Source organism: Dyella solisilvae (assembly GCF_003351225.1).
Taxonomy (GTDB): Bacteria; Pseudomonadota; Gammaproteobacteria; order Xanthomonadales; family Rhodanobacteraceae; genus Dyella; species Dyella solisilvae.
Genome location: NZ_QQSY01000001.1, coordinates 1,206,914 through 1,228,059 on the forward strand (window position 1 = coordinate 1,206,914; position 21,146 = coordinate 1,228,059).

The following is a 21,146-nucleotide window of genomic DNA, read 5'->3' on the forward strand; positions in this document are numbered from 1 at the left end:
CACCCAAGGGAATAGACATGCGATCGACGACGCGCATTGCTGCGCTGGGCCTCGCCGGCGTGCTGCTGGCTGCGTGCCATCACAAGGACAAGGATGCGCCCCTCGCCTTTGTGCCGGCCGACACGCCCTACGTGGTGGCCAATCTCGACGTGCTCGACGATGACACCCGCAAGGCGCTGCTGACCCAGGCCGATGCGCAGCTCCCCTCGGAGCTGACCCAGCTGCGTTCGGCCGCGGACGAGATGGCCGACAAGGATCCGGACGCTTCCCGCCTGCTCAAGGCCTTCATCGCCGAGCTGGACGGCAAGACCATCGAGGCGTTCGCGCAGAACGCCGGGCTCAACATCAAGGGCCGCACGGCCTTCTACGGGCTTGGGCTGGCCCCGGTGGTGCGCTTCGAGCTGATCGACCCGAAGGCATTCGACGCCTTCGTGGGCCGCCTCGAGGCCGCCTATGGCAAGCCGTTCGACACCGCCACGGTCGGTGGGCTGACCTATCGCAAGCACGTCGCCGCCGAATCCGGCGTGCAGGTGGTGCTGGCGGTGGTCGGCAAGCAGGCCGTGGGCGCCGTGCTGCCCACCGACGTGCCGGAGGCGACGCTGCGCCTGGCGCTCGGCCTCGACCGCCCGGCCAAGAACCTGCAGGACGACGGCCGTCTGGACAAGCTCGCCAAGGCCAAGGGCTACCAGCCGTGGGCGATCGGCCTGGTCGACCTGACCCGCGTGCTGCCGCTGGCTGCCGGCGGCAAGGACCCACTGTTCAACGCCCTGCGCAAGGCCCGCGCCCAGGCCGAGTCGGCCCGGACCGGGGAGCCGATCGCCAACCAGTTGCAGGTGGCCCCGAGCTGCGAGGGTGAGGCTGCCCGCGTGGCCGCCCGCGCGCCATCGGTGAGCTTCGGCTACACCAAGCTGGACGTGAAGCACCAGGACCTGCGCTGGGACGTGGCCCTGGCCGATGACATCACCAAGGCGTTTGCGGGCCTGAAGGTGGAGATGCCTGGCCTCGGCGCTGCGGGAACCGCCCCGTTCGACGTCAGCCTGGCCCTGCCGATGGCGCAGTTGCGCACCTTCATGAGCGCCCAGGCCGACGCCGTGGCGGCCAAGCCGTTCACCTGCCCCGCGCTGACCGACCTCAACGAGGGCTTCGCCAAGATCGGCATGATGTCCCAGCAGGCTGCGGTGCCGCCGGTGGGTGACCTGCTGGGCGCCCGCGTGGCGCTGGATAGCTTCGAGCCCGGCAGCAACGACAGCATGCCCAAGTTCAGCGGCCGCATCCTGATCGGCACCTCCAACCCCGCGGGCCTGCTGGCCATGGCGCAGATGACCGCGTCCGGCCTCTCGCAGCTCAAACTGGGCATGGACGGCAAGCCGGTGGCCCTGCCGCCGGAGATCACCGCGCCGTTCGGGACACCCGTGTGGGCGGCGATGGGTCCGAAGGCGCTGGCCCTGGCCATCGGCGCGGGCGAAGACGCCAAGCTCGGCGAGCTGCTCAACGCGCAGGGCGGCGATGCCGGCCGACTGGGCCGCCTCAGCCTCAGCGGCGACATGTACCGCGCGTGGGTCAAGGCGATGGCCGCCAAGGCCGAGCACATCGCCCAGCTCACCGCCTCCGCCCAGTCTGACGATGCGGAAGCTGCCGCTGCGGCCAAGGCCACGGTCGAACGCACCAAGGCGCAGTTCGAGTCGATGCAGGCGCAGGCCGATCGCATCAAGTCGCTGAGCGGCGACGCGCGCATGGACAGCGATGGTCTGGTGATCACCAGCCAGACTGAGCTGAAGTAAGCCGCATCCTGCATGCGTGACTAAGACGGGGCGCCTTGAGCGCCCCGTTTTTTTTTGCCCGTCGCCGGATGGTCCCCGTCGAGCACCGATGCCGGCAAGGCAGGCCGTGGCCCACGTGACGATCTACCGCTTCTCGCGTATCGACGCCGGTGACGATGGCCTGGCGGCTTTCAGTGCGACACCTCGAACACGCACATCGGCGCCCCCTGGCTGTGGCAGTGGGTTTCGCGCGCGAACACCGCACGCGGACTCACCGACTCCGCCAGCAGCCCTTCGATGAACCCGCAGAAGAAGCGTCCGCCCGACGAGGCGCCAGGCTCGCACAGAGGACAGCCGCGGACATGAAGCTCCAGCCCGTTCGATTCGACCGCTACCAGGGCGCGCAAAGCCGGATGGGCAATGCGCCTGACAGCATCGGCCAATGTCAGCTTCGCGCCCAGCGAGAAATCCCGCTTGAACACCCAGGCGCCGATGCGCCGGCCGGCGAGATGCAGCGAGGCATCTCGGGCCTCGGCCGCCACCGCGTACTCGAGGTTGATCAGCCACGGAAAGATGCGCGGATAGTCCTTGGCCAGGCCCGACAACATGCGTTCCACCTGCGCCGCATCGGCGCTCGCCGCGAGTGTCGAGGCGTTCGACGCGCGAGCCGCAGGAGGCGTCGCGTGCCTCAGCGGCCCCACCGTGACCGACGCAGCCGCGGCCGTGAGAGACACCGGGTGCACGGGCTCGAGACGCAGCACCCGCGGGTGTGTGCCCAGTGCGTGCTCCAGCGCATGCTGGCGCTCGTCCGGTCCACGCATCAGCAAGGTCAGGCAGGCGCCGTTCGCGTCGTGCACCAGCCGTTGGCGCACCAGCACGTGATCGTGCTCGCTGATGACGCGGCCCAATTCCATGAGCAGCCCGTCGCGCTGCTCGGATACGACTCGCACTTCCAGGTCGGCCATGATTCCCCCCGAAATCAAGCCAGCACATACGGTGTGCCCTAGTGCCGCCAATGTGCCGTACCGCCCTGGCTTTAACAAGCATCGCCCATGGACGTCCATGACCCGCACGAAGGATTCGGCATGCGCGCATCGCAAGGTATTTCGCCGATGGCGCCGATGCCGGCGCCCATCAACATTTTGCGGACATCGCGATGACAGGTCCTTCGCAAGCGTAAGGCGGCGCTGAACCGTCCGATCCCCCGGCCATGGTCGATTCACGAAAGGGCTGTTGGGATGGAGCACGCGGATACCGCTTGCCGCGGCGCCGCCTCTCCCCCACTACCGGAGACTCCCCATGCGCAACCAGCACCTGATCCGTAAGACGCTTATCGCCGCCGGACTGGTGGCCGTGTTCGCAGCGACGCCATTCGCGCAGGTGGCCGCCCAGGATGCCGCCATGCAGAAGCAGGGCGACAACCAGACCGTGCCGGACAAGACCGCCGATGCGTGGATCACCACCAAGGTGAAGTCGGAACTGGCCACCACCAAGGGCATCAAGAGCACTGACATCTCGGTCGCGACCATGGATGGCGTGGTCAGCCTCACTGGCACGGCCACCAGCGCGACCGAAAAGACCAAGGCCGAGCATGTCGCCATGAAGGTCAAAGGCGTCAAGAGCGTCGATTCCAGGGGCCTGACGGTCAGCGATACCGCGAAGTAAGCTCTTGCCGGTCGCGTAAGGCGGTCGCTGAAACGAAGAAGGAGCCCGACGGGCTCCTTCTTCGTTTGCATGCAGGGGATGCGATCAGCGCCGCAGCAGGCCGCCGCCGAAATTGTTGTTGTCCTCGGTGCCTTCCAGCTCCACGCCATCCAGGCCCTGCGACAGCGTATGCGCGTCGCCGCCCTGCGCCAGCTTGATGCGCAGGCGCACTTCGTTGGAGCTGTCCGCGTGGCGCAGCGCGTCCTCGTAGGAGATCTCGCCGGCGTGATAGAGCTCGACCAGGCTCTGGTCGAAGGTCTTCATGCCGAGGTTGGTGGACTCCTTCATCACTTCCTTGAGCTTGTGGATCTCGCCCTGGCGGATGTAGTCCTGCACCAGCGGCGTACCCAGCAGCACTTCCACCGCCACGCGGCGCGCCTTGCCGTCGGGCGTCGGGATCAGCTGCTGCGCCACGATGCCCTTGAGGTTCAGCGACAGGTCCATGAACAGCTGCGAGCGGCGGTCTTCCGGGAAGAAGTGCAGGATGCGGTCCATCGCCTGGTTGGCGTTGTTCGCGTGCAGCGTGCACAGGCACAGGTGACCGGTTTCGGAGAAGTTGATGGCGTGTTCCATCGTCTCGCGCGTACGCACTTCGCCGATCATGATGACGTCCGGCGCCTGGCGCAGCGTGTTCTTCAGCGCGTTGTCCCAGCTGTCGGTATCGATGCCCAGCTCGCGTTGCGTGATGATGCAGCCCTCGTGCTTGTGCACGTATTCGATCGGGTCTTCGATAGTGATGATGTGGCCGGTCGAATTGGCGTTGCGGTAGCCGATCATCGAGGCCAGCGAGGTCGACTTACCGGTACCGGTACCGCCCACGAAGATGATGATGCCGCGCTTGGTCATCGCCAGCTGCTTGATCACCGGCGGCAACGTGAGCTCTTCGATGGTCGGGATCTTCGACTCGATGCGGCGGAGCACCATGCCCACGCAGTTGCGCTGGTAGAAGCACGACACGCGGAAGCGGCCCACGCCCTGCGCCGAGATGGCGAACTGGCACTCGTGGGTTTTTTCAAATTCCTCGCGCTGCGATGGCGTCATCACGTTGAGCACCATGTCGCGCGACTGCTGCGCGGACAGCGGGCTCTGGGTGATCGGCACCACGCGGCCTTGCACCTTCATTGACGGTGGCACGCCGGCCGTGATGAAAAGGTCGGACGCCTTCTTGTGCACCATCAGCTTGAGAAACGAGGTGAAATCGAAATCACTCATGGCACGGACCTCCGAAAATGCAACACCAACGGCAACGGCTTACTTGAAGATGTCCTTGTTGCGCGCATAGCTCATCGCCTGCTGGCGAGTGACCAGGCCACGCTTCACCAGGTCCTGCAGGTTCTGGTCCAGCGTCTGCATGCCGTACTGCTGGCCGGTCTGGATGGACGAATACATCTGCGCCACCTTGTCCTCGCGGATCAGGTTACGGATGGCGGGGATGCCGACCATGATTTCGTGCGCCGCGATACGCCCGCCGCCCACCTTCTTCATCAGCGACTGCGAGATCACCGCGCGCAGCGATTCGGACAGCATCGAACGCACCATCGGCTTTTCGCCGGCCGGGAACACGTCGATGATGCGGTCGATGGTCTTGGCGGCCGAGCTGGTATGCAGGGTGCCGAACACCAGGTGGCCGGTTTCCGCGGCGGTCAGCGCCAGGCGGATGGTTTCAAGGTCGCGCAACTCGCCGACGAGCACGTAGTCCGGGTCTTCACGAAGCGCGGAGCGCAGCGCCTCGTTGAATCCGTGGGTGTCGCGGTGCACTTCGCGCTGGTTGACCAGGCACTTCTGCGAGGTGTGCACGAATTCGATCGGATCCTCGATGGTGAGGATGTGGCCGTATTCGTTCTTGTTGATGTGGTCGACCATTGCCGCGAGCGTGGTCGACTTGCCCGAACCTGTCGGTCCCGTCACCAGGATCAGGCCCTGCGGCTGTTCGATCAGCTCGCGGAACACCGCCGGCGCGCCCAGGTCTTCCAGGGTCAGCACTTCCGAAGGAATGGTACGGAACACGGCGCCGGAGCCGCGGTTCTGGTTGAACGCGTTGACGCGGAAGCGGGCGAGGCCGGGAATCTCGAAGGAGAAGTCGACCTCGAGGAATTCTTCATAATCGCGGCGCTGCTTGTCCGACATGATGTCGTAGATCAGCGAGTGCACCTGCTTGTGCTCGAGCGCCGGGATGTTGATGCGGCGCACGTCGCCGTCCACGCGGATCATCGGTGGCAGGCCGGCGGACAGGTGCAAGTCCGAGGCCTTGTTCTTGACCGAGAAGGCAAGCAGTTCGGCGATATCCATCTGGCGTTCCCCTCAACCCGATCATCTGGATGGCAAGCTTCAGCTCGCCGCACGGGAAAGGCGGTAACCCCAGGTCACGACGCCATCGCGCCTACGCGCCGATGCCGTCCGAACGGTCCAAACCTGGTTCCCCATGCAGCGGGCCGATACTACCCGCGCCAAGGGCCGGGCGACCAGTCTTTCCTAAGTGCTAGCGCCCAAACTGCGGACCACGTTTGCACAAACCCCTCCCGGGCGGGCTGGAGGGCGCAACTTTAGCCACGGGACGGGCGGGCCGGGGTCCGGTAAGGTAGCGCCCGGTAACGGCAAGGAACCCGCATGACACGCATTGCATTCATCGGTGGCGGCAACATGGCGCGCAGCCTGATCGGCGGCCTGCTCAAGACCGGCATCGCCACCTCGTCCCTCAGCGTGGCCGAACCGCGCGCCGAGGCTCGCCAGGACCTGGGGCGCGAGTTCGGCGTGGCCTGCTACGCCGAAAACCGACTGGCGGCCGCCGAAGCGGACGTGCTGGTGCTGGCGGTGAAGCCGCAGATCATGCCGTCGATTCATGCCGAACTGCAGGACGTGCTGGCCCGCCGGCGCCCCCTGCTGATCTCGATCGCCGCGGGCGTGCGCATCGACCAGCTCGAACGCTGGTTCGGCCATGCCCTGCCCATCGTGCGCTGCATGCCCAACACCCCCGCCCTGATCGGCGCGGGCGCGACCGGGCTGTGCGCCAACCGCCGGGTGAGCCCTGAACAGCGCGCGCAGGCCCAGCACATCATGGACGCCGTGGGGCTGACCCGCTGGCTGGATGACGAACCGTTGATGGACACGGTCACCGCCATCTCCGGCTCCAGCCCGGCCTATTTCTTCGCCATGGTGGAGGCCCTGGAGGACGCCGCCTTCGCCCAGGGCATGCCACGCGAGACCGCCCGAGCGCTGGCGGCCCAGGCTTGCCTGGGCGCCGGACGCATGCTGACCGAGAGCGGCGAGGACCCCGGCGTGCTGCGCCAGCGGGTGACCTCTCCCAACGGCACTACCCAGGCGGCGCTGGAGAGCTTTGCCGCCGACCATTTCCACCAGGTCGTCGCCCGTGCCGTGAACGCAGCCACGCGTCGCGGCGGCGAACTGGCCGCTGCCCTGGATGACACGCCGTGAGCTACCTGGTCAACGCGCTCTCCTTCCTTATCGAGCTGGCGTTCGGCGCCGCCGCGGCGTTGTTCGTGCTGCGCCTGCTGGCCGAGGCCAGCCGCGCGGACTTCCACAACCCGTTGAGCCAGTTCGTCTACCGCACCACCAACCCCGTGCTGGCGCCGATCCGCCGCGTGCTTCCGAACTGGCGGCGCGTCAACCTCGCCGCCCTGCTGCTGGTGTGGCTGTTGATGCTGATCAAGCGCATCGTGCTGTTCGCCTTGCTCGGCATGTTCCCGCACATCCTCGGCTTGGCGCTGCTGTCGGTCGCCGACACGCTGGACTTCATCGCCATGTTCTACGTGGTGCTGATCTTCGTGTGGTCGCTGATGAGCCTGTTCCAGGTCGAGCACTACCACCCGGTCTACCGCTTGGCGGGCGCCCTGGTCGATCCGCTGCTGCGGCCGCTGCGCGGCCGGCTGGTCGCGGGCGGCCTGGATTTCGCGCCATGGGCCGTGATGATCGTGCTGATCCTTGCGCGCCTGCTGGTGGTCTCGCCGCTGACGGACCTGGGCGCGCGGCTGGCGCTCGGCGTCTGAACATCGCGCCGCACACGCGGCGCCCCTACTCCATCCACCGGATTTCCCCATGAAAGCGACCACGCATTCCCTGCGCCGCCGCCTGATCGCCCTCGCCCTGGCCGCCGCCACCGGCGCCGCCTTTGCCGCGACGCCCGACGCCAACAAGCCTGACGTGGTCGCCTCCCACGTCGACGCCACGGTGAATCCGGGCGACGACTTCTTCGACTTCGCCAACGGCGCCTGGCTCAAGAGCCACCCGATTCCGGCCGAGGAATCGGCATGGGGCATCGGCCAGGTGGTGCAGGACGACCTGTACGCAAAGCTCCGCAAGATCAGCGAGGCCGCTGCCGCCCAGCCGCATGCCGCCGTAGGCAGCGACGAGCAGAAGGTGGGCGACTTCTGGTCCACCGGCATGGACGAGGCGCTGGCCAATCGCCTGGGCGTGAACCCCCTCAAGGACGAACTGGCGCGCATCGACGCTACCAAAGATCTCAACTCGGTTCTCGACGAGGCGTTCGCCCTGCAGCCGCTGGGCGTGGATGCGTTCTTCGACTTCGCCGTGGCGCAGGACGAGAAGGCCAGCGACGTGATGGCCGTGCACCTGGCGCAAGGCGGCCTAGGCCTGCCGGACCGCGACTATTACTTCAACAACGAACAGGGCGTGGCCAAGGCTCGTACCGCCTACGTCGAACACCTGCACCGCATGTTCAAGCTGCTCGGCGCCGACGATGCCGCCGCGAAGACCAGCGCCGACCAGGTGATGGCTTTCGAGACGGCGCTGGCCAAGGTGTCGCGCCCACTGGCCGACCTGCGCGACCCGCTGAAGAACTACAACAAGATGGCGCCCGACCAGCTGCGCACGAAGTACACGCCGGCGATCGCCTGGCCTGCACGACTGCAAGCGTGGAAGCTCAATTCGCCCACCGTGATCGTGGGCCAGCCCGAATTCTTCGGTGGCCTGCAGGCCTTGCTGGCCAAGACGCCGCTACCGATTCTGCGCGACTACCTCCGCGTGCATCTGGCCGACGCCTACGCCAGTTACCTCAGCGCCGATTTCGACAACGAACACTTCGACTTCTACGGTCGCACGCTCTCCGGACAGGCCCAACAGAAGCCGCGCTGGAAGCGCGTACTCAGGGCCGAAAACGAAGCGCTGGGCATGATCCTCGGCCGCATCTACGTGAAGGACTATTTCTCCGATCGCAGCAAGCAGCGCTACAACGCGATGGTGGAAGCCGTGCGCACCGCCTACAGCGAGCGCATCGACAAGCTCGACTGGATGAGCGCGGCCACCAAGGCCAAGGCCCAGGCCAAGCTCGCCGCGGTGACCAGGAAGGTCGGGTATCCGGACAAGTGGAAGGACTATTCCGCGCTCAGCATCGGCCGCGAATCCTATGCGCAGAACATGATGAATGCGCAGCGTTGGGCCTTCAACGACATGGTCTCGAAATTCGGCAAGCCGGTGGATCGCGCCGAATGGGAGATGACTCCCCAGACCTACAACGCGTACTACAACCCGTCCAACAACGAGATCGTGCTGCCTGCGGCGCAGTTCCTCATCCCCGGCTATGACGACAACGAGATCGATGATGCCGTGGTGTACGGCTACGTCGCCGCCTCCACCATCGGCCACGAAATCACCCACGGCTTCGACGACCAGGGCCGCCAGTTCGACGCCAAGGGCAACCTGGCCGATTGGTGGACCAAACAGGACGCGACCAAGTTCCAGCAGCGCGCTGGCGTGATGGTCAAGCAGTTCAACGCCTTCGAGCCGCTGCCTGGCCTGCACATCAACGGCGAGGCCAGCCTCGGCGAAAACATCGCCGACTTCGGCGGCCTGATGATCGGCCTCGATGCTTTCAAGAAGACCGAGCAATACCAGAAGGGCGAAAAGGTCGCTGGCTACACGCCTCTGCAGCGCTTCTTCCTCGGCTATGCGCTGGGCTGGCTATCGCAGGAACGCGAGGAGCGCCTGCGCGAGGCGCTCCTGAGCGACGTGCATGCCCCGGCCAAGTGGCGCGTCAACGGACCGCTGTCCAACATCCCCGATTTCTACGATGCATTCGGGGTAAAGCCGGGACAGCCGATGTGGCGACCGGAGAATCAGCGAGTGAAGATCTGGTAGTCCCGGACGATAGTCACTGATTGCGCCTTCCCTGTGCCCTCTCTTCTACGAAGAGAGGGCACCATGCGCCAAGCAATCTGGCAGTGCGCGACACGCGGGCACACCGCCAAGCAGCACGCTCTAAGTCCTCAGTACGACGACGCCCCGCGGGATAGCTGCTGTCCCAGAGGTAGCACGCGGCGAATTCGGCTTGTGGCGGTCGTCAAGGCTTGTATGCCATGCAGCGCCGCGCCCCCTCTCCGCGACGGCGCGTTGCGGGGTAGCCGCTATCCCCGAGGTACCACGTCACCGATCCGGCTGGCTTCAGTCGCCTGGGCTGTTTCCCGCATATCGCTACGAGCCTGTCAGGCCATTTCTTTGGGTTACTTTTCTTTGGGCCAGCAAAGAAAAGTGACTCGAGCGCCGGCAGGCGGTCGAAACGCCCGCCGCGTAGGCGGCACGCTGGCGGCAACGCCAAACACAGAGCCAAGTCACTGGATCCCAGCCTTCGCTGGGATGACGGGCGTGGGAGGGTGAGGCAAGGATGCTCTTCGGGGCCGCCCTACGGGCGTTCTCGGCGCTTCACGCTCCGTCCGGCCGTCGCTGGGATGACAAGCGCGAAGGCGAGAAGCAATCGTGTCCGTTCAAGGCCACACCAAAACGTTTTGAGTGTGACGAACACACATTGTCTTCACGTGGATGACGAGCACACCTCGAAGCATGGAAGCAACGTCACTCAGGAGCGCTTCCACACCTACGCGCAGCACACCTCAATCGCGCACCCGACTCTCCCACTCCACAAAAATGGCATGCATCGCAGCCAACCCCTCACTCAACGCCGCCGGCCCCGGCTGCAAAATGATCGGCGACTTGATCTCATAGAGGTCGCCCGCCTTCACCGCGGGAATCGCATCCCAGCCCTCGCGCGCCGCCACCTTCTCCGGGCGGAAGCGCTTGCCGCACCACGAGCCCAGGATGATGTCCGGCGCCGCCCGCACCACCTCGCCGGCGTCCGCGAGGATGCGATGCTTGGCCAGCGACTCGCCCGCCATCTGCGGAAACACGTCATCACCGCCCGCGATGCGGATCAGCTCGGCGACCCAGCGGATACCGGTGATGAGCGGATCGTCCCATTCCTCGAAGTACACGCGTGGCCGCCTTGAGAAGCGGGTGGCCGCCGCCTCTACCTCCGCGATGCGCTGCTCCAGCGATCGCGCGTAGGACTCAGCCTTGTCCGCCGCCCCGACCATCGCGCCCAGGCGCCGGATGTAGGCGAGGATGCCAGCCACGCTGCGGTGGTTGCTGATCCACACCTCCACGCCGGCCTTGATCAGCTCGCGGGCAATGTCGGCCTGGATGTCCGAAAAGCCGATCACGAAGTCCGGTTCGAGCTTGAGGATCTCGTCGATCTTCGCACTGGTGAAGGCCGAGACCTTCGGCTTTTCCTTGCGTGCCCGAGGCGGCCGCACGGTGAAGCCGGATATCCCGACAATGCGGTCTTGCTCGCCCAGTGCATAGAGCACTTCGGTGGGTTCTTCGGTGAGGCAGACGATGCGTTGGGGATAGCCGTCTGCCGTGGGCTTTCGTTCGGTCACGCGTTCAATGTCCCAGCACCGTCACCGTGATCTTGCGTTGATGCGGATCCAGGCGGTGCTCCCAAAGATAGATGCCCTGCCACGTGCCCAACTGGATGCGACCGCCGTGCACTGGCGCCACCAGGCTGACGCCGGTGAGGATGGCGCGCACGTGGGCCGGCATGTCGTCAGGACCTTCCTCGTCGTGCTGGAAGATGCCGTCGCCGTCGGGCACGGCCCGGGCCAGCCAGCGTTCCAGGTCTTCGCGCACGGTCGGATCGGCGTTCTCGCTGATCAGCAGCGAACAACTCGTGTGCAGGCTGAAGATATTGACCATACCGGTATGCACGCCGCTGGCCGCCACCACCTCGCCCACCTTGTCGGTGATCTCGGTGAAGCCGCGGCCGCGTGTATGCACGGTGAAACCATTCTGGGCGACGTGATCGGCGGGCGCTGCACGCATGCTTCGTGCCTCCGAATGGCGGGGTCGGGTGTTTGTCTAAGGATAAAGCAGACGGCTGGTCCAGGTCTGGCCATGACGGCTCCAGCGCACGCGTTCGTGCAGCCGGAAGTCGGCGCCGTACCAGAACTCCACCATGTCCGGCTCGACCACGTAGCCACCCCAGTGCGCCGGGCGAGGCACGTCACGACCTTCGAATTCCTTCTCGTAGCGGGCAAAGCGCTGCTCGAAGGTATCGCGGTCAGGCAAGGTCTGCGATTGCAGCGAGGCCCAGGCGCCGATCTGGCTGGCGCGCGGACGCGTGGCGAAGTAGGCGTCGGACTCTTCAGGCAACACCTTGCGCGCCACGCCTTCCGCGCGCACCTGCACGGCGTTGCGCAACTGTTTCCAGTGGAAACACAGCGCCACCTGCGGATGCGACTCCAACTGCGCGCCCTTGTCGCTCTCATAGTTGGTGTAAAAGCGGAAGCCGCGGTCGTCGGCCTCTTTCAGCAGCACGATGCGCGAACTGACCCGCCCAGCCGCGTCCACCGTGGCCAGGCTCATGGCGGTCGGTTCGGGCTCGCCGCTCGCCTTCGCCTCGTCCAGCAGTTGCAAAAAGGTGTCCAGAATCTCTCGTTTCAGCATGGGGTCTTGAATCGTGGCCGGGGCGCGCCATCATGGCGAAATGTCTCCAGATGCTAGCACGCAGAATTCGACCCTGACCGGGCATTTGCTCGACCAGTTCGCCGGTCGCATCGCCCGTTCACGCCGTCCCTACCTGCTGGGCCTGTCCGGCCTGCAAGGTAGCGGCAAGAGCACGCTGGCGCGGGAGATGAAGGTGCAGGCCGAAGCCCGTGGCTGGCCGACCGAGGTGCTCTCGCTGGACGACTTCTACTACTCGCGCAGCGAGCGGGAGCTTCTGGCACACCAGGTGCATCCCCTCTTGCGTACCCGCGGCGTACCCGGCACCCACGAGATCGAGCTGCTGATGTCGGTGCTGGCGGCGCTTCCGCAAGCCTCGGACAAGCTCCCGGTCGACTATCCGCGCTTCGACAAAGGCCGTGACACGCGCATGCCACCCTCGCGCTGGTCGAAGGTCGTCCGTCCGCCCCAACTGGTGATCCTGGAGGGCTGGGCGCTAGGCATCCGCCCACAACTGCAGGCGGCGCTGGACGAGCCCATCAACGAGCTTGAACGGAGCGAAGACCCGGAAGGCATCTGGCGCCACTGGGTCAACAAGCAGTTGCGCGGCTACCAGCCGCTATGGCGCAAGCTCGACGCGCTCATTGTGCTGCAGGCGCCCAACTGGGAAGTGGTGCGCAAATGGCGCAGCGAACAGGAGGAAGAGCTGCTCGCCCGCCACGCGCCGCTGGCGATGGACGCCGAATCCATGGTGCGTTTTTTGGCCCATTTCGAGCGACTGAGCCGTCACGCCCTGGCCACGCTGCCGGAACTGGCCGACACCACGGTCGAATATGACGCCAATCGGCATGTGATCGCACTCAATCACAGTTGAGCGCCCGGTGATCAGGCCGCCGGCTCCACCATGACGGCGGTCCCATAGGCCAGCACCTCGGTGACACCTTCAGCCACGTCGTTGGCGTCGTAACGCATGGCGATCACTGCGTTTGCGCCGCGTTCGGCGGCATGGTGCAACATCAGCTCGAAGGCTTCCTCACGGGCGTTCTCGCACAGCTCCGTGTAGATGGAAATATTTCCGCCCACCAGCGTCTGCAACGCGGCGCCGAGGTTGCCAACCACGCTGCGTGAACGCACCGTGATGCCACGCACGATGCCCATCGAACGGACGATGCGGTAACCAGGCAGCGCATCGGCGGTGCTGACCATGTGAAGTGGGAAGTTGGCGGGCATGACGACACTCCTGGTGCTGGATCTTCACAAACGGGATGGTCCGCCACGCAAGGGCGGCGATCCAGTGCCTTTTCTTACCGACGTGCGGCACTGACCGAACCTCGACAACCGGGACTTGGAGAGCCCTCACTCCGCTCGTCACTGCCACGGAAACAGGACGGAGCGCGCAGGGCGGCTCCCAAAGAGGCGATCGCAGCGAGTCAACCAGCGACCTTCAAGCGTCAAGAAGCGCAGACACTGGATTCCCGCCTTCGCTGGAATGACGAACAACATGCAGAAATGAACGGGCCGGTCGATTCAGGCGCCCGCACGAAGTTCGGGTTGTGACAGCAACGCCGCATAGCCCAGGCGTGCGTCCGGCCACAGCGGTTCGAACCCACTTGCGCGCAACCGTGCATTGCTCAGTCGCTTGCTGCCCACGCCGGCTGGCGGCTCTCCTTCAGCCGGCGCGGGAACGCCAAGCAGACCGGCCAGATGGTCGTAGAGCACGTCCAGCGGCAGCGGCGTGTCATCGACGCCGACGTAAAGCGGAGCGGGCTCGGGAAGCGACAGCAGATGCACGATGCCGGCCGCGGCGTCATCGACGTGGATGCGGTTGGCCCAGTGCGGCGTGGAGCGCGGAACGCGCACCACACCCGAACGCAGGCGTTCCAGCAGCTGCAATCTTCCCGGTCCGTACAGGCCGGCCAGGCGCAGCACCACCGAACGCACCGGTTGCGACGCCAACCATTGCTCGGCTTCCAACAACACGGCGCCATTGAAGCCTGGTGGATCAGGAGGCGTTTCTTCATCCACCCATGCATCGCCGTGTTCGCCGTAGACCGCGCTGGAAGAAACGAACAACGCGCGCTTCAGCACTGCCCGATCCAGCGCGCCCATCAGGTGACGCAGTCCTTCGACGAACACCGCGCGATAGGCCGCGGGGTCGCGCGCTCCGGGCGCGGGCAGATACACCAGCTGATCCATTTCCACCGGCAGTCCGCGAAGGCTGTCGGGGTCGGTGAGATCGCCGCGTAGCCAGCGGATGCCGCTGCGATCGTCCTCGGCCGGACGGCGCCGCAAGGCCCACACCTCGTCGCCTCGCGCGAGTAGTCGCTGCGCGACGCGCAGACCGACGTCGCCGCAACCCGCGACCAGGACGCGCGCGCTCATGGACGAACCTGCGCCATCCCGCGCCACGCAAGGTGTTTCAGCCTGTTAGCATTCACCCATGAATCCATCGTGCAACCTGTTCATCATCGGCCCGACCGGCGCCGGCAAGACGACCATTGGACGCCGGCTCGCCGAGCATTATGGGCTGGAGTTCCTCGATCTGGACCAGGAAATCGAACAGCTCTGCGGCGTGCCGGTGAGCCGTGTGTTCGAGGTTGAGGGCGAGGCGGGCTTCCGCGCTCGCGAAAGCCAGTTGCTCGATGAGTGCAGCCGCCGCCGTGGCGTGGTGCTGGCGACCGGCGCGGGCGCCGTGCTCGATCCGGCCAATCGCCGGACCCTGGTGGAGCGCGGCTATGTTCTGTGGCTGCAGGCCACGGTGGAGCAGCAGCTCGAGCGTCTGGCGCACGACCAGCAGCGTCCGCTGCTGGCCAGCGGCGATCGCGGCGAGCGTCTGACCGCGATGGCGCAGGTGCGCACCCCGCTCTATCGGGAAATCGCCGATCTGGCGATTCCCGGCGTCCAGGAGCATGTCCACGCTGCCAGCGCGCGCAGCATCCTTCTCATCGATCAGCACTGGCAGCGCCAGCACGCCGCATGACGACTCCAACAACCAACTCCCGCACCATCGATGTCGCCCTTGGTTCCCGCAGCTATCCGGTTTGGATCGGGCCGGGCCTGCTCACCGACCACGCGCGCTGGCGCGCGACCTTGCGCGGCCGCCATGCGCTGGTGATCAGCAACACGACGGTGGCGCCGCTGTACCTGCCGCGCGTGTCAGAAGGACTGGAAGGATTGCAGTGGTCCTCGTATTTGCTCGACGACGGCGAGGCGCACAAGACGTTCGCCAATGTCGGCCGAGCACTAGAGGCGCTGGCCCAGCTCGGCGCGACCCGCGATGCCTGTGTGGTGGCTCTGGGCGGCGGCGTGGTGGGTGACCTGGCCGGCTTCACCGCCGCGTGCTGGATGCGCGGCATCGATTTCATCCAGATGCCGACCACGCTGTTGTCGATGGTCGACTCCTCGGTGGGCGGCAAGACCGGCGTGAACCTGCCAGCCGGCAAGAACCTGGTCGGCGCGTTCCACCAGCCACGCGCCGTGGTGGCCGATATCGACACGCTGGCCAGCCTGCCTGACCGCGAATATCGCGCGGGGCTGGCGGAAGTGGTGAAAGGCGCGGCGATCGGCGATCCGGCCTTTTTCGCCTGGCTCGAGCAAAACGCCGAGGCCTTGAATGCGCGCGACACGGCGCCACTGGTCGAGGCCATCGCGCGCAAGGTCGTTTACAAGGCCGGTGTGGTGGCGCGCGACGAGACCGAACAAGGCGAGCGCGCCCTGCTCAACCTCGGCCACACCTTCGGCCACGCCCTGGAAACGGCCGGCAAGTATCAGGTATTGCTCCACGGCGAAGGCGTGGCGGTCGGCATGCTGCTGGCGGCGCAGTTGTCCGAGCGCCTGGGCATGGGCACGGCCGGGGACACCACGCGCCTGCATCGCCTGCTGACCACGCTGGGCTTGCCCACGGCCATTCCGGGCGGGATGGCGCCCGAGCAGTTGCTCGCCCTGATGCGGCTGGACAAGAAGAACCTGGCTGGCACGCTCAGGCTGATCCTGTGGCGCGGCATCGGACGCGCGGAGATCGTCAGCGGCGTGGATGAAGCCGACGTGCTGGCCGTGCTGGAAAGCGCCACCGGTTGATGTGCTTCAGGGGCGCACCCTGCGTGCCAAAGCCTGTGTCACCGTGACACCGGTTCGCCCCGGAAGCACTCCGAAAGCGCTACTGCACGACGCCCACCCTGAGGCGCGGCGGATCGTCGCGCTCGCCGCGGCCCGCCAAGCCTTCTAGAATGCGGGTTCAACGGCCCGCTGCGATCACTCGACTCCGACCTCCATGCGCCTCTACCTGCAAGCCATGACCGCCACCGCCGAGGCGCCGCGCTATGTCCAGATCGCGCTGGAGCAGGATCTGCTCGGCGGCTGGACGCTGTACCGCGAGACCGGCGTGCAGGGCGGCAAGGCGACGCTCAAGCGCGAACAGTTCCTCGAGCGCGAGGACGCCCTGGTGGCGTTCGAGAAGGCGCGCGACGCACAACTCAAGCGCGGCTTCCGCGTCATGTTCAGCCAGGGCGTGGACGGCCCTTACGGCTCTTGAAGGGCTGGCGCCGGGCCGTCGGCGTGGCTGGCCGCACCGCATCCCCCTGCTTGTCCGCTCCCCGCTCCCCCGGATTGATTCATGACTGAAGCGCTGAAAAACGATCGTTTCCTGCGCGCCCTGCGCCGCGAGCCCACCGACACCACGCCCCTCTGGGTGATGCGCCAGGCGGGCCGCTATCTGCCCGAGTACCGCGCCACCCGCGGCCGCGCGGGCAGTTTCATGGCGCTGGCGCAGAACCCGGAGCTGGCCTGCGAAGTGACGTTGCAGCCGCTGGAGCGCTTCGAGCTGGATGCGGCCATCCTGTTCTCCGACATCCTCACCATCCCCGACGCGATGGGCCTGGGCCTGAGCTTCGCCCAGGGCGAAGGCCCCCAGTTCGCCCATCCGGTGCGCACCCGCGCCGACATCGAGCGCCTCGGCGTGCCCGACATGGAGGGCGAGCTGCGCTATGTGATGGACGCGGTGCGCCTGATCCGCCGCGAACTGCATGGCCGCGTGCCGCTGATCGGCTTCTCCGGCAGCCCGTGGACGCTGGCCTGCTACATGGTTGAAGGCCACGGCTCGCGCGACTTCGCCCACCTGAAGGCGATGACTTGGAACGAACCCGCCCTCGCCCACCAGCTGCTGGACACGCTGGCGCGCTCGGTGGCGGCCTACCTCATCGCCCAGGCCCATGCCGGCGCACAGGCGCTGATGGTGTTCGACACCTGGGGCGGCCTGCTGGGCCCGGCGGCCTTCCAGGAGTTCTCGCTGCGCTACATGGCCCAGGTGGTGGAGGCGCTGAAGTCGGACGCCGCCAGCCGCGAGCTGCCGGTGATCCTGTTCTCCAAGGGCGCCGGGCAGCACCTGGCCCGCATGGCCGACACCGGCTGCGCCGCGCTCGGCGTCGACTGGACCATCGACCTGGCCGACGCCCGCCAGGCCGTGGCTGGCCGCGTCGCCCTGCAGGGCAACCTGGATCCGGCCGTGCTGCTGGCCGGCCCCGAGGTGATCCGCCGCGAGGTGCGCCGCGTGCTCGACAGCTACGGCAACCACCCCGGCCACGTGTTCAACCTGGGCCACGGCATTACGCCGGAAGTGAACCCGGAGCACGTGAAGGTGCTGGTGGACGAAGTCCACAGCTACGGGCGCCAGCTGCGCGGCTGAGCCGCCTTTCTCCCTCTCCCCTGCGGGGAGAGGGTGGGGTGAGGGGTGGGCTCGCGGAAGCCTGCCTATCCGAATATTGCTCCCATATCCAGATCAGACATCGGGCAAGCCCCGCCCCCTCACCACCGTAAAGGTGGCAATGTCCCAACCTTCTCCCCGCAGGAGAGAAGGAGCCAAGGGCGGCGCTTTTGGCGCCCCAGCCCCCCCACCCGTACAATCGACGCTTTGACGCCAAACCAGACGCGCCCGTCCCGGCGCGCAATCGCGAGCCCCCGATGGAAAAGAGTTTCGAGCCCGGCCAGATCGAATCGAAGTGGTATGCCGCCTGGGAAGCCAGCGGCGACTTCAAGCCCACTGGCCAAGGCGAGCCGTACTGCATCCTGCTGCCCCCGCCGAACGTCACCGGCACGCTGCACATGGGCCATGCGTTCCAGCAGACCGTTATGGACATGCTGATCCGCTACCAGCGCATGCGCGGCATGAACACGCTGTGGCAGGTGGGCACCGACCACGCCGGCATCGCCACGCAGAAGATCGTGGAGAACCAGCTCGCCGTCGAGAACAAGACGCGCCATGACCTTGGCCGCGAGGCTTTCATCGAGCGCGTGTGGCAGTGGAAGGAGGAGTCAGGCTCCACCATCACCAACCAGATGCGCCGCCTCGGCGTCGCCGCTGACTGGTCACGCGAGCGCTTCACCATGGATCCCGGCCTGTCCGAGGCCGTGCGCAAGGTGTTCGTCGAGTGGTTCCGCGCGGGCCTGATCTACCGCGGCAATCGCCTGGTGAACTGGGATCCGGCGCTGGGTACCGCGGTGTCCGATCTTGAAGTGAACAACGTCGAGCGCGACGGCCATATGTGGTCGATCCGCTACTTCACCGCCGACGGCAAGGACAGCGTCGTGGTTGCCACCACGCGTCCGGAAACCATGCTGGGCGACGTCGCCGTGGCCGTGCATCCGGAAGACGAGCGCCACGCGCGGCTGATCGGCCGGATGCTGCGCCTGCCGTTGTCCGGCCGCGAAATTCCGGTGATCGCCGACGACTACGTCGACCGCGAATTCGGCACCGGCTTCGTGAAGATCACCCCGGCGCACGACTTCAACGACTACGCCATCGGCCAGCGCCACAACCTGGCGCCGATCAACATCTTCACGCTGGACGCCAAGGTCAACGAGAACGCGCTGGAGAAGTATCGCGGCATGGATCGTTACGAGGCGCGCAAGGCCGTGCTCGCGGACCTGGAAGCCGAGGGTTTGCTGGTCGAGACCAAGCCGCACAAGCTGCAGGTGCCGGTGAGCCAGCGTTCCGACGCGGTCATCGAGCCGATGCTCACCGACCAGTGGTTCCTCGACCTCACCAGCGAGAAGGGCCGCAAGGAAATCACCGAACCGGCGCTCGATGCCGTGCGCGGCGGCGAGATCAAGTTCGTCCCGGACAACTGGAGCACCACCTACACGCAGTGGCTGGACAACATCCAGGACTGGTGCATCAGCCGCCAGCTGTGGTGGGGCCACCGCATCCCGGCGTGGTACGACGAGGCCGGCAACATCTTCGTGGGCGAGGACGAGGCCGATGCGCGTGCGCACGCCACGACGACGCCAGTTGGCGCGCTGCGCCAGGATGAGGATGTGCTCGACACGTGGTTCTCCTCCGCGCTGTGGCCGTTCTCCACGCTGGGTTGGCCAATGGATGGCCCGGCGAAGGACGAGCACGGCAACGTCGTGGCGAACTGGCAAACCGACAACGTGTTCCTGCCCAGCGCCGTGCTGGTGACGGGCTTCGACATCATCTTCTTCTGGGTCGCCCGCATGGTGATGGCGACCAAGTACTTCACCGGTCGCGTGCCGTTCAAGCACGTCTACATCAACGCCATCGTGCGTGATGCGGAAGGCCAGAAGATGTCCAAGTCCAAGGGCAACACGCTGGACCCGCTGGACCTGATCGACGGCATCGAGCTGGAGCCGTTGGTGGCCAAGTCCACCAGGTCGCTGCTGATTCCGCAGGTGCGCGAGAAGGTGGAAAAGCGCATCCGCAAGGACTACCCGACCGGCATCCCCGCCATCGGCACCGACGCGCTGCGCTTCACCTTCGCCGCGTTGGCGAGCTACAGCCGCACCATCAACTTCGACATCAAGCGCGCGGAAGGCTACAAGGCGTTCTGCAACAAGCTGTGGAACGCTGCGCGCTTCGTGCTGATGAACCTGCCGGAAGGCGAACTGCCGGCGCCTCCCGGTGGCCCGGTGACCGAGGCCGAGCGCTGGATCCTGACCCGCCTCAAGCAGACCTTGGTTGATGTCGAGCAGCACTTCGCCAACTACCGCTTCGACCTGCTGGCGCAGGAGTTGTACGAATTCACCTGGAACGAGTTCTGCGACTGGTTCTTGGAACTGTCCAAGCCGGCGTTGAACGGTGACGACGCGGCCGCCGCGGCCTCCACGCGCCACACGCTGGTGGTGGTGCTGGAAACCATCCTGCGCGCGCTGCATCCCATCGTGCCGTTCATCAGCGAGGAGATCTGGCATTCGATGGCGCCGAAGCTCGCCCTCGACGCGAAGTTCCTCATGGAGCGTCCGTGGCCGCGCGCCGACGAGATCGTCGCCGACGACGCCGCCACCGCCGAGATCGAGTGGTTCAAGAACGTGCTGAGCGGCATTCGCCGCATCCGTGCGGAAATGAACATCGCCCCGGGCAAGACCATCCCGCTGCTGCTCGCCGACGGTGACGCCACCGATCGCGCACGCGCGGCCAAGTTCGCCGCCCAGATCAGCTTCCTCGCCCGCGTGGATGCACCGCAGTGGATCGAGTCTGGCGCCAACGAGCCGGCTGCCGCCGCTGCGGTGGTGGGTTCGATGCGCGTGCTGATCCCGCTCGCTGGCCTGATCGACCTCGGCGCCGAGAAGGCACGCCTCTCCAAGGAAATCGCCCGCATCGAGGGCGAGATCAAGAAGTGCGAAGGCAAGCTCGGCAACGCCAACTTCGTGGCGAACGCGCCGGCGGAAGTGGTCGCCCAGGAACGGCAGCGCATCACCGACTGGGGCGTCCAGCTCACCGCGTTGCGCGAGCAGTCGCAAAAGTTGGGCTGAGGGCCTTCGCTCCCTCTCCCCTGCGGGGAGAGGGTTGAGGCACTGCCACCTTTGCGGTGGCCTTTCCACCTTCACGGCGGCATTGCCACCTTCACGGGGGCATTGCCACCTTTACGGTGGTGAGGGGCCACTCGTCCCCCACGCCCCCGACTCGTCGTCCCAGCGAAAGCT

At 66.3% G+C, this 21,146-nt stretch carries 19 protein-coding genes; 11 read left to right on the forward strand and 8 right to left on the reverse strand.

Features of this window, described 5'->3' with window-relative positions; all coding sequences use genetic code 11:
* Positions 1–17: 17 nt before the first annotated feature.
* Positions 18–1,781 (forward strand): hypothetical protein, encoded by a 1,764-nt coding sequence (locus tag DVT68_RS05305; protein ID WP_114823952.1) that lies wholly within the window; start codon positions 18–20, stop codon positions 1,779–1,781.
* Between the two features lie 170 nt (positions 1,782–1,951).
* On the opposite strand, the gene DVT68_RS05310 is transcribed toward DVT68_RS05305, so the two are convergent.
* Positions 1,952–2,725 (reverse strand): hypothetical protein, encoded by a 774-nt coding sequence (locus tag DVT68_RS05310; RefSeq protein WP_114823953.1) that lies wholly within the window; start codon positions 2,723–2,725, stop codon positions 1,952–1,954.
* A 334-nt stretch (positions 2,726–3,059) separates the two neighbouring features.
* On the opposite strand from DVT68_RS05310, the gene DVT68_RS05315 reads away from it, so the two are divergent.
* Positions 3,060–3,425 (forward strand): BON domain-containing protein, encoded by a 366-nt coding sequence (locus DVT68_RS05315; RefSeq protein WP_114823954.1) that lies wholly within the window; start codon positions 3,060–3,062, stop codon positions 3,423–3,425.
* Between the two features lie 84 nt (positions 3,426–3,509).
* On the opposite strand, the gene DVT68_RS05320 is transcribed toward DVT68_RS05315, so the two are convergent.
* Positions 3,510–4,676 (reverse strand): PilT/PilU family type 4a pilus ATPase, encoded by a 1,167-nt coding sequence (locus DVT68_RS05320; RefSeq protein WP_114823955.1) that lies wholly within the window; start codon positions 4,674–4,676, stop codon positions 3,510–3,512.
* Between the two features lie 39 nt (positions 4,677–4,715).
* On the reverse strand, positions 4,716–5,753 hold the full coding sequence (locus DVT68_RS05325; protein WP_114823956.1) for a type IV pilus twitching motility protein PilT: 1,038 nt from the start codon (positions 5,751–5,753) through the stop codon (positions 4,716–4,718).
* Between the two features lie 318 nt (positions 5,754–6,071).
* On the opposite strand from DVT68_RS05325, the gene proC reads away from it, so the two are divergent.
* The 3 genes from proC to DVT68_RS05340 are packed head-to-tail and all read left to right on the forward strand — an operon-like array spanning position 6,072 to position 9,575.
* Positions 6,072–6,896 carry a pyrroline-5-carboxylate reductase gene (gene proC, locus DVT68_RS05330; RefSeq protein ID WP_114823957.1) on the forward strand — a complete coding sequence of 275 codons (825 nt, stop codon included), beginning with the start codon at positions 6,072–6,074 and terminating at the stop codon, positions 6,894–6,896.
* Positions 6,893–7,468, forward strand: coding sequence for a YggT family protein (locus tag DVT68_RS05335; RefSeq protein WP_114823958.1), 576 nt, complete (start codon positions 6,893–6,895; stop codon positions 7,466–7,468). The genes proC and DVT68_RS05335 overlap by 4 nt, the downstream gene beginning before the upstream one ends.
* Before the next feature lie 49 nt (positions 7,469–7,517).
* Complete coding sequence (locus tag DVT68_RS05340) at positions 7,518–9,575, forward strand: M13 family metallopeptidase (protein ID WP_114823959.1); 2,058 nt, start codon at positions 7,518–7,520, stop codon at positions 9,573–9,575.
* A gap of 749 nt (positions 9,576–10,324) precedes the next feature.
* Here the strand turns inward: DVT68_RS05340 and DVT68_RS05345 are convergent.
* Genes DVT68_RS05345 through pdxH form a run of 3 tightly spaced genes read right to left on the reverse strand, consistent with a single transcriptional unit; the run spans position 10,325 to position 12,215 of the window.
* Positions 10,325–11,149 (reverse strand): cobalamin-binding protein, encoded by an 825-nt coding sequence (locus DVT68_RS05345; protein WP_114823960.1) that lies wholly within the window; start codon positions 11,147–11,149, stop codon positions 10,325–10,327.
* Between the two features lie 4 nt (positions 11,150–11,153).
* Positions 11,154–11,591 (reverse strand): secondary thiamine-phosphate synthase enzyme YjbQ, encoded by a 438-nt coding sequence (locus tag DVT68_RS05350; RefSeq protein WP_114823961.1) that lies wholly within the window; start codon positions 11,589–11,591, stop codon positions 11,154–11,156.
* A gap of 36 nt (positions 11,592–11,627) precedes the next feature.
* Positions 11,628–12,215 carry a pyridoxamine 5'-phosphate oxidase gene (gene pdxH, locus DVT68_RS05355; RefSeq protein ID WP_114823962.1) on the reverse strand — a complete coding sequence of 196 codons (588 nt, stop codon included), beginning with the start codon at positions 12,213–12,215 and terminating at the stop codon, positions 11,628–11,630.
* Between the two features lie 40 nt (positions 12,216–12,255).
* Between pdxH and DVT68_RS05360 the strand changes: the two genes are divergently transcribed.
* Positions 12,256–13,086, forward strand: coding sequence for a kinase (locus DVT68_RS05360; protein ID WP_114823963.1), 831 nt, complete (start codon positions 12,256–12,258; stop codon positions 13,084–13,086).
* Between the two features lie 11 nt (positions 13,087–13,097).
* On the opposite strand, the gene DVT68_RS05365 is transcribed toward DVT68_RS05360, so the two are convergent.
* Complete coding sequence (locus DVT68_RS05365; RefSeq protein ID WP_114823964.1) at positions 13,098–13,442, reverse strand: YbjQ family protein; 345 nt, start codon at positions 13,440–13,442, stop codon at positions 13,098–13,100.
* A 297-nt stretch (positions 13,443–13,739) separates the two neighbouring features.
* Positions 13,740–14,594 carry an SDR family oxidoreductase gene (locus DVT68_RS05370; protein WP_114823965.1) on the reverse strand — a complete coding sequence of 285 codons (855 nt, stop codon included), beginning with the start codon at positions 14,592–14,594 and terminating at the stop codon, positions 13,740–13,742.
* Between the two features lie 58 nt (positions 14,595–14,652).
* Between DVT68_RS05370 and DVT68_RS05375 the strand changes: the two genes are divergently transcribed.
* From DVT68_RS05375 to DVT68_RS05395, 5 genes are all read left to right on the forward strand, one after another.
* Positions 14,653–15,192 (forward strand): shikimate kinase, encoded by a 540-nt coding sequence (locus tag DVT68_RS05375; RefSeq protein ID WP_114823966.1) that lies wholly within the window; start codon positions 14,653–14,655, stop codon positions 15,190–15,192.
* The gene (gene aroB / locus DVT68_RS05380; protein ID WP_114823967.1) at positions 15,189–16,289 is read left to right on the forward strand and encodes a 3-dehydroquinate synthase; all 1,101 of its coding nucleotides are present in this window, start codon (positions 15,189–15,191) and stop codon (positions 16,287–16,289) included. The genes DVT68_RS05375 and aroB overlap by 4 nt, the downstream gene beginning before the upstream one ends.
* Before the next feature lie 193 nt (positions 16,290–16,482).
* Positions 16,483–16,743, forward strand: coding sequence for a WGR domain-containing protein (locus DVT68_RS05385; protein WP_114823968.1), 261 nt, complete (start codon positions 16,483–16,485; stop codon positions 16,741–16,743).
* A gap of 81 nt (positions 16,744–16,824) precedes the next feature.
* Positions 16,825–17,892, forward strand: a complete 1,068-nt coding sequence (gene hemE, locus DVT68_RS05390; protein WP_114823969.1) for a uroporphyrinogen decarboxylase — start codon at positions 16,825–16,827, stop codon at positions 17,890–17,892.
* Positions 17,893–18,167: 275 nt separating this feature from the next.
* Positions 18,168–20,975: a valine--tRNA ligase gene (locus DVT68_RS05395; protein WP_114823970.1), complete on the forward strand. Its 2,808-nt coding sequence runs from the start codon at positions 18,168–18,170 to the stop codon at positions 20,973–20,975.
* The last annotated feature ends 171 nt before the right edge of the window (positions 20,976–21,146 follow it).

What these genes read in the sequence shown, in the direction of transcription:
- DVT68_RS05305 (WP_114823952.1), top strand. Translation starts at nt 18, where the DNA reads ATGCGATCGACGACGCGCATTGCTGCGCTGGGCCTCGCCGGCGTGCTG.
- DVT68_RS05310 (WP_114823953.1), bottom strand. Translation starts at nt 2,725, where the DNA reads ATGGCCGACCTGGAAGTGCGAGTCGTATCCGAGCAGCGCGACGGGCTG.
- DVT68_RS05315 (WP_114823954.1), top strand. Translation starts at nt 3,060, where the DNA reads ATGCGCAACCAGCACCTGATCCGTAAGACGCTTATCGCCGCCGGACTG.
- DVT68_RS05320 (WP_114823955.1), bottom strand. Translation starts at nt 4,676, where the DNA reads ATGAGTGATTTCGATTTCACCTCGTTTCTCAAGCTGATGGTGCACAAG.
- DVT68_RS05325 (WP_114823956.1), bottom strand. Translation starts at nt 5,753, where the DNA reads ATGGATATCGCCGAACTGCTTGCCTTCTCGGTCAAGAACAAGGCCTCG.
- proC (WP_114823957.1), top strand. Translation starts at nt 6,072, where the DNA reads ATGACACGCATTGCATTCATCGGTGGCGGCAACATGGCGCGCAGCCTG.
- DVT68_RS05340 (WP_114823959.1), top strand. Translation starts at nt 7,518, where the DNA reads ATGAAAGCGACCACGCATTCCCTGCGCCGCCGCCTGATCGCCCTCGCC.
- DVT68_RS05350 (WP_114823961.1), bottom strand. Translation starts at nt 11,591, where the DNA reads ATGCGTGCAGCGCCCGCCGATCACGTCGCCCAGAATGGTTTCACCGTG.
- pdxH (WP_114823962.1), bottom strand. Translation starts at nt 12,215, where the DNA reads ATGCTGAAACGAGAGATTCTGGACACCTTTTTGCAACTGCTGGACGAG.
- DVT68_RS05360 (WP_114823963.1), top strand. Translation starts at nt 12,256, where the DNA reads ATGTCTCCAGATGCTAGCACGCAGAATTCGACCCTGACCGGGCATTTG.
- DVT68_RS05365 (WP_114823964.1), bottom strand. Translation starts at nt 13,442, where the DNA reads ATGCCCGCCAACTTCCCACTTCACATGGTCAGCACCGCCGATGCGCTG.
- DVT68_RS05370 (WP_114823965.1), bottom strand. Translation starts at nt 14,594, where the DNA reads ATGAGCGCGCGCGTCCTGGTCGCGGGTTGCGGCGACGTCGGTCTGCGC.
- DVT68_RS05375 (WP_114823966.1), top strand. Translation starts at nt 14,653, where the DNA reads ATGAATCCATCGTGCAACCTGTTCATCATCGGCCCGACCGGCGCCGGC.
- aroB (WP_114823967.1), top strand. Translation starts at nt 15,189, where the DNA reads ATGACGACTCCAACAACCAACTCCCGCACCATCGATGTCGCCCTTGGT.
- DVT68_RS05385 (WP_114823968.1), top strand. Translation starts at nt 16,483, where the DNA reads ATGCGCCTCTACCTGCAAGCCATGACCGCCACCGCCGAGGCGCCGCGC.
- hemE (WP_114823969.1), top strand. Translation starts at nt 16,825, where the DNA reads ATGACTGAAGCGCTGAAAAACGATCGTTTCCTGCGCGCCCTGCGCCGC.
- DVT68_RS05395 (WP_114823970.1), top strand. Translation starts at nt 18,168, where the DNA reads ATGGAAAAGAGTTTCGAGCCCGGCCAGATCGAATCGAAGTGGTATGCC.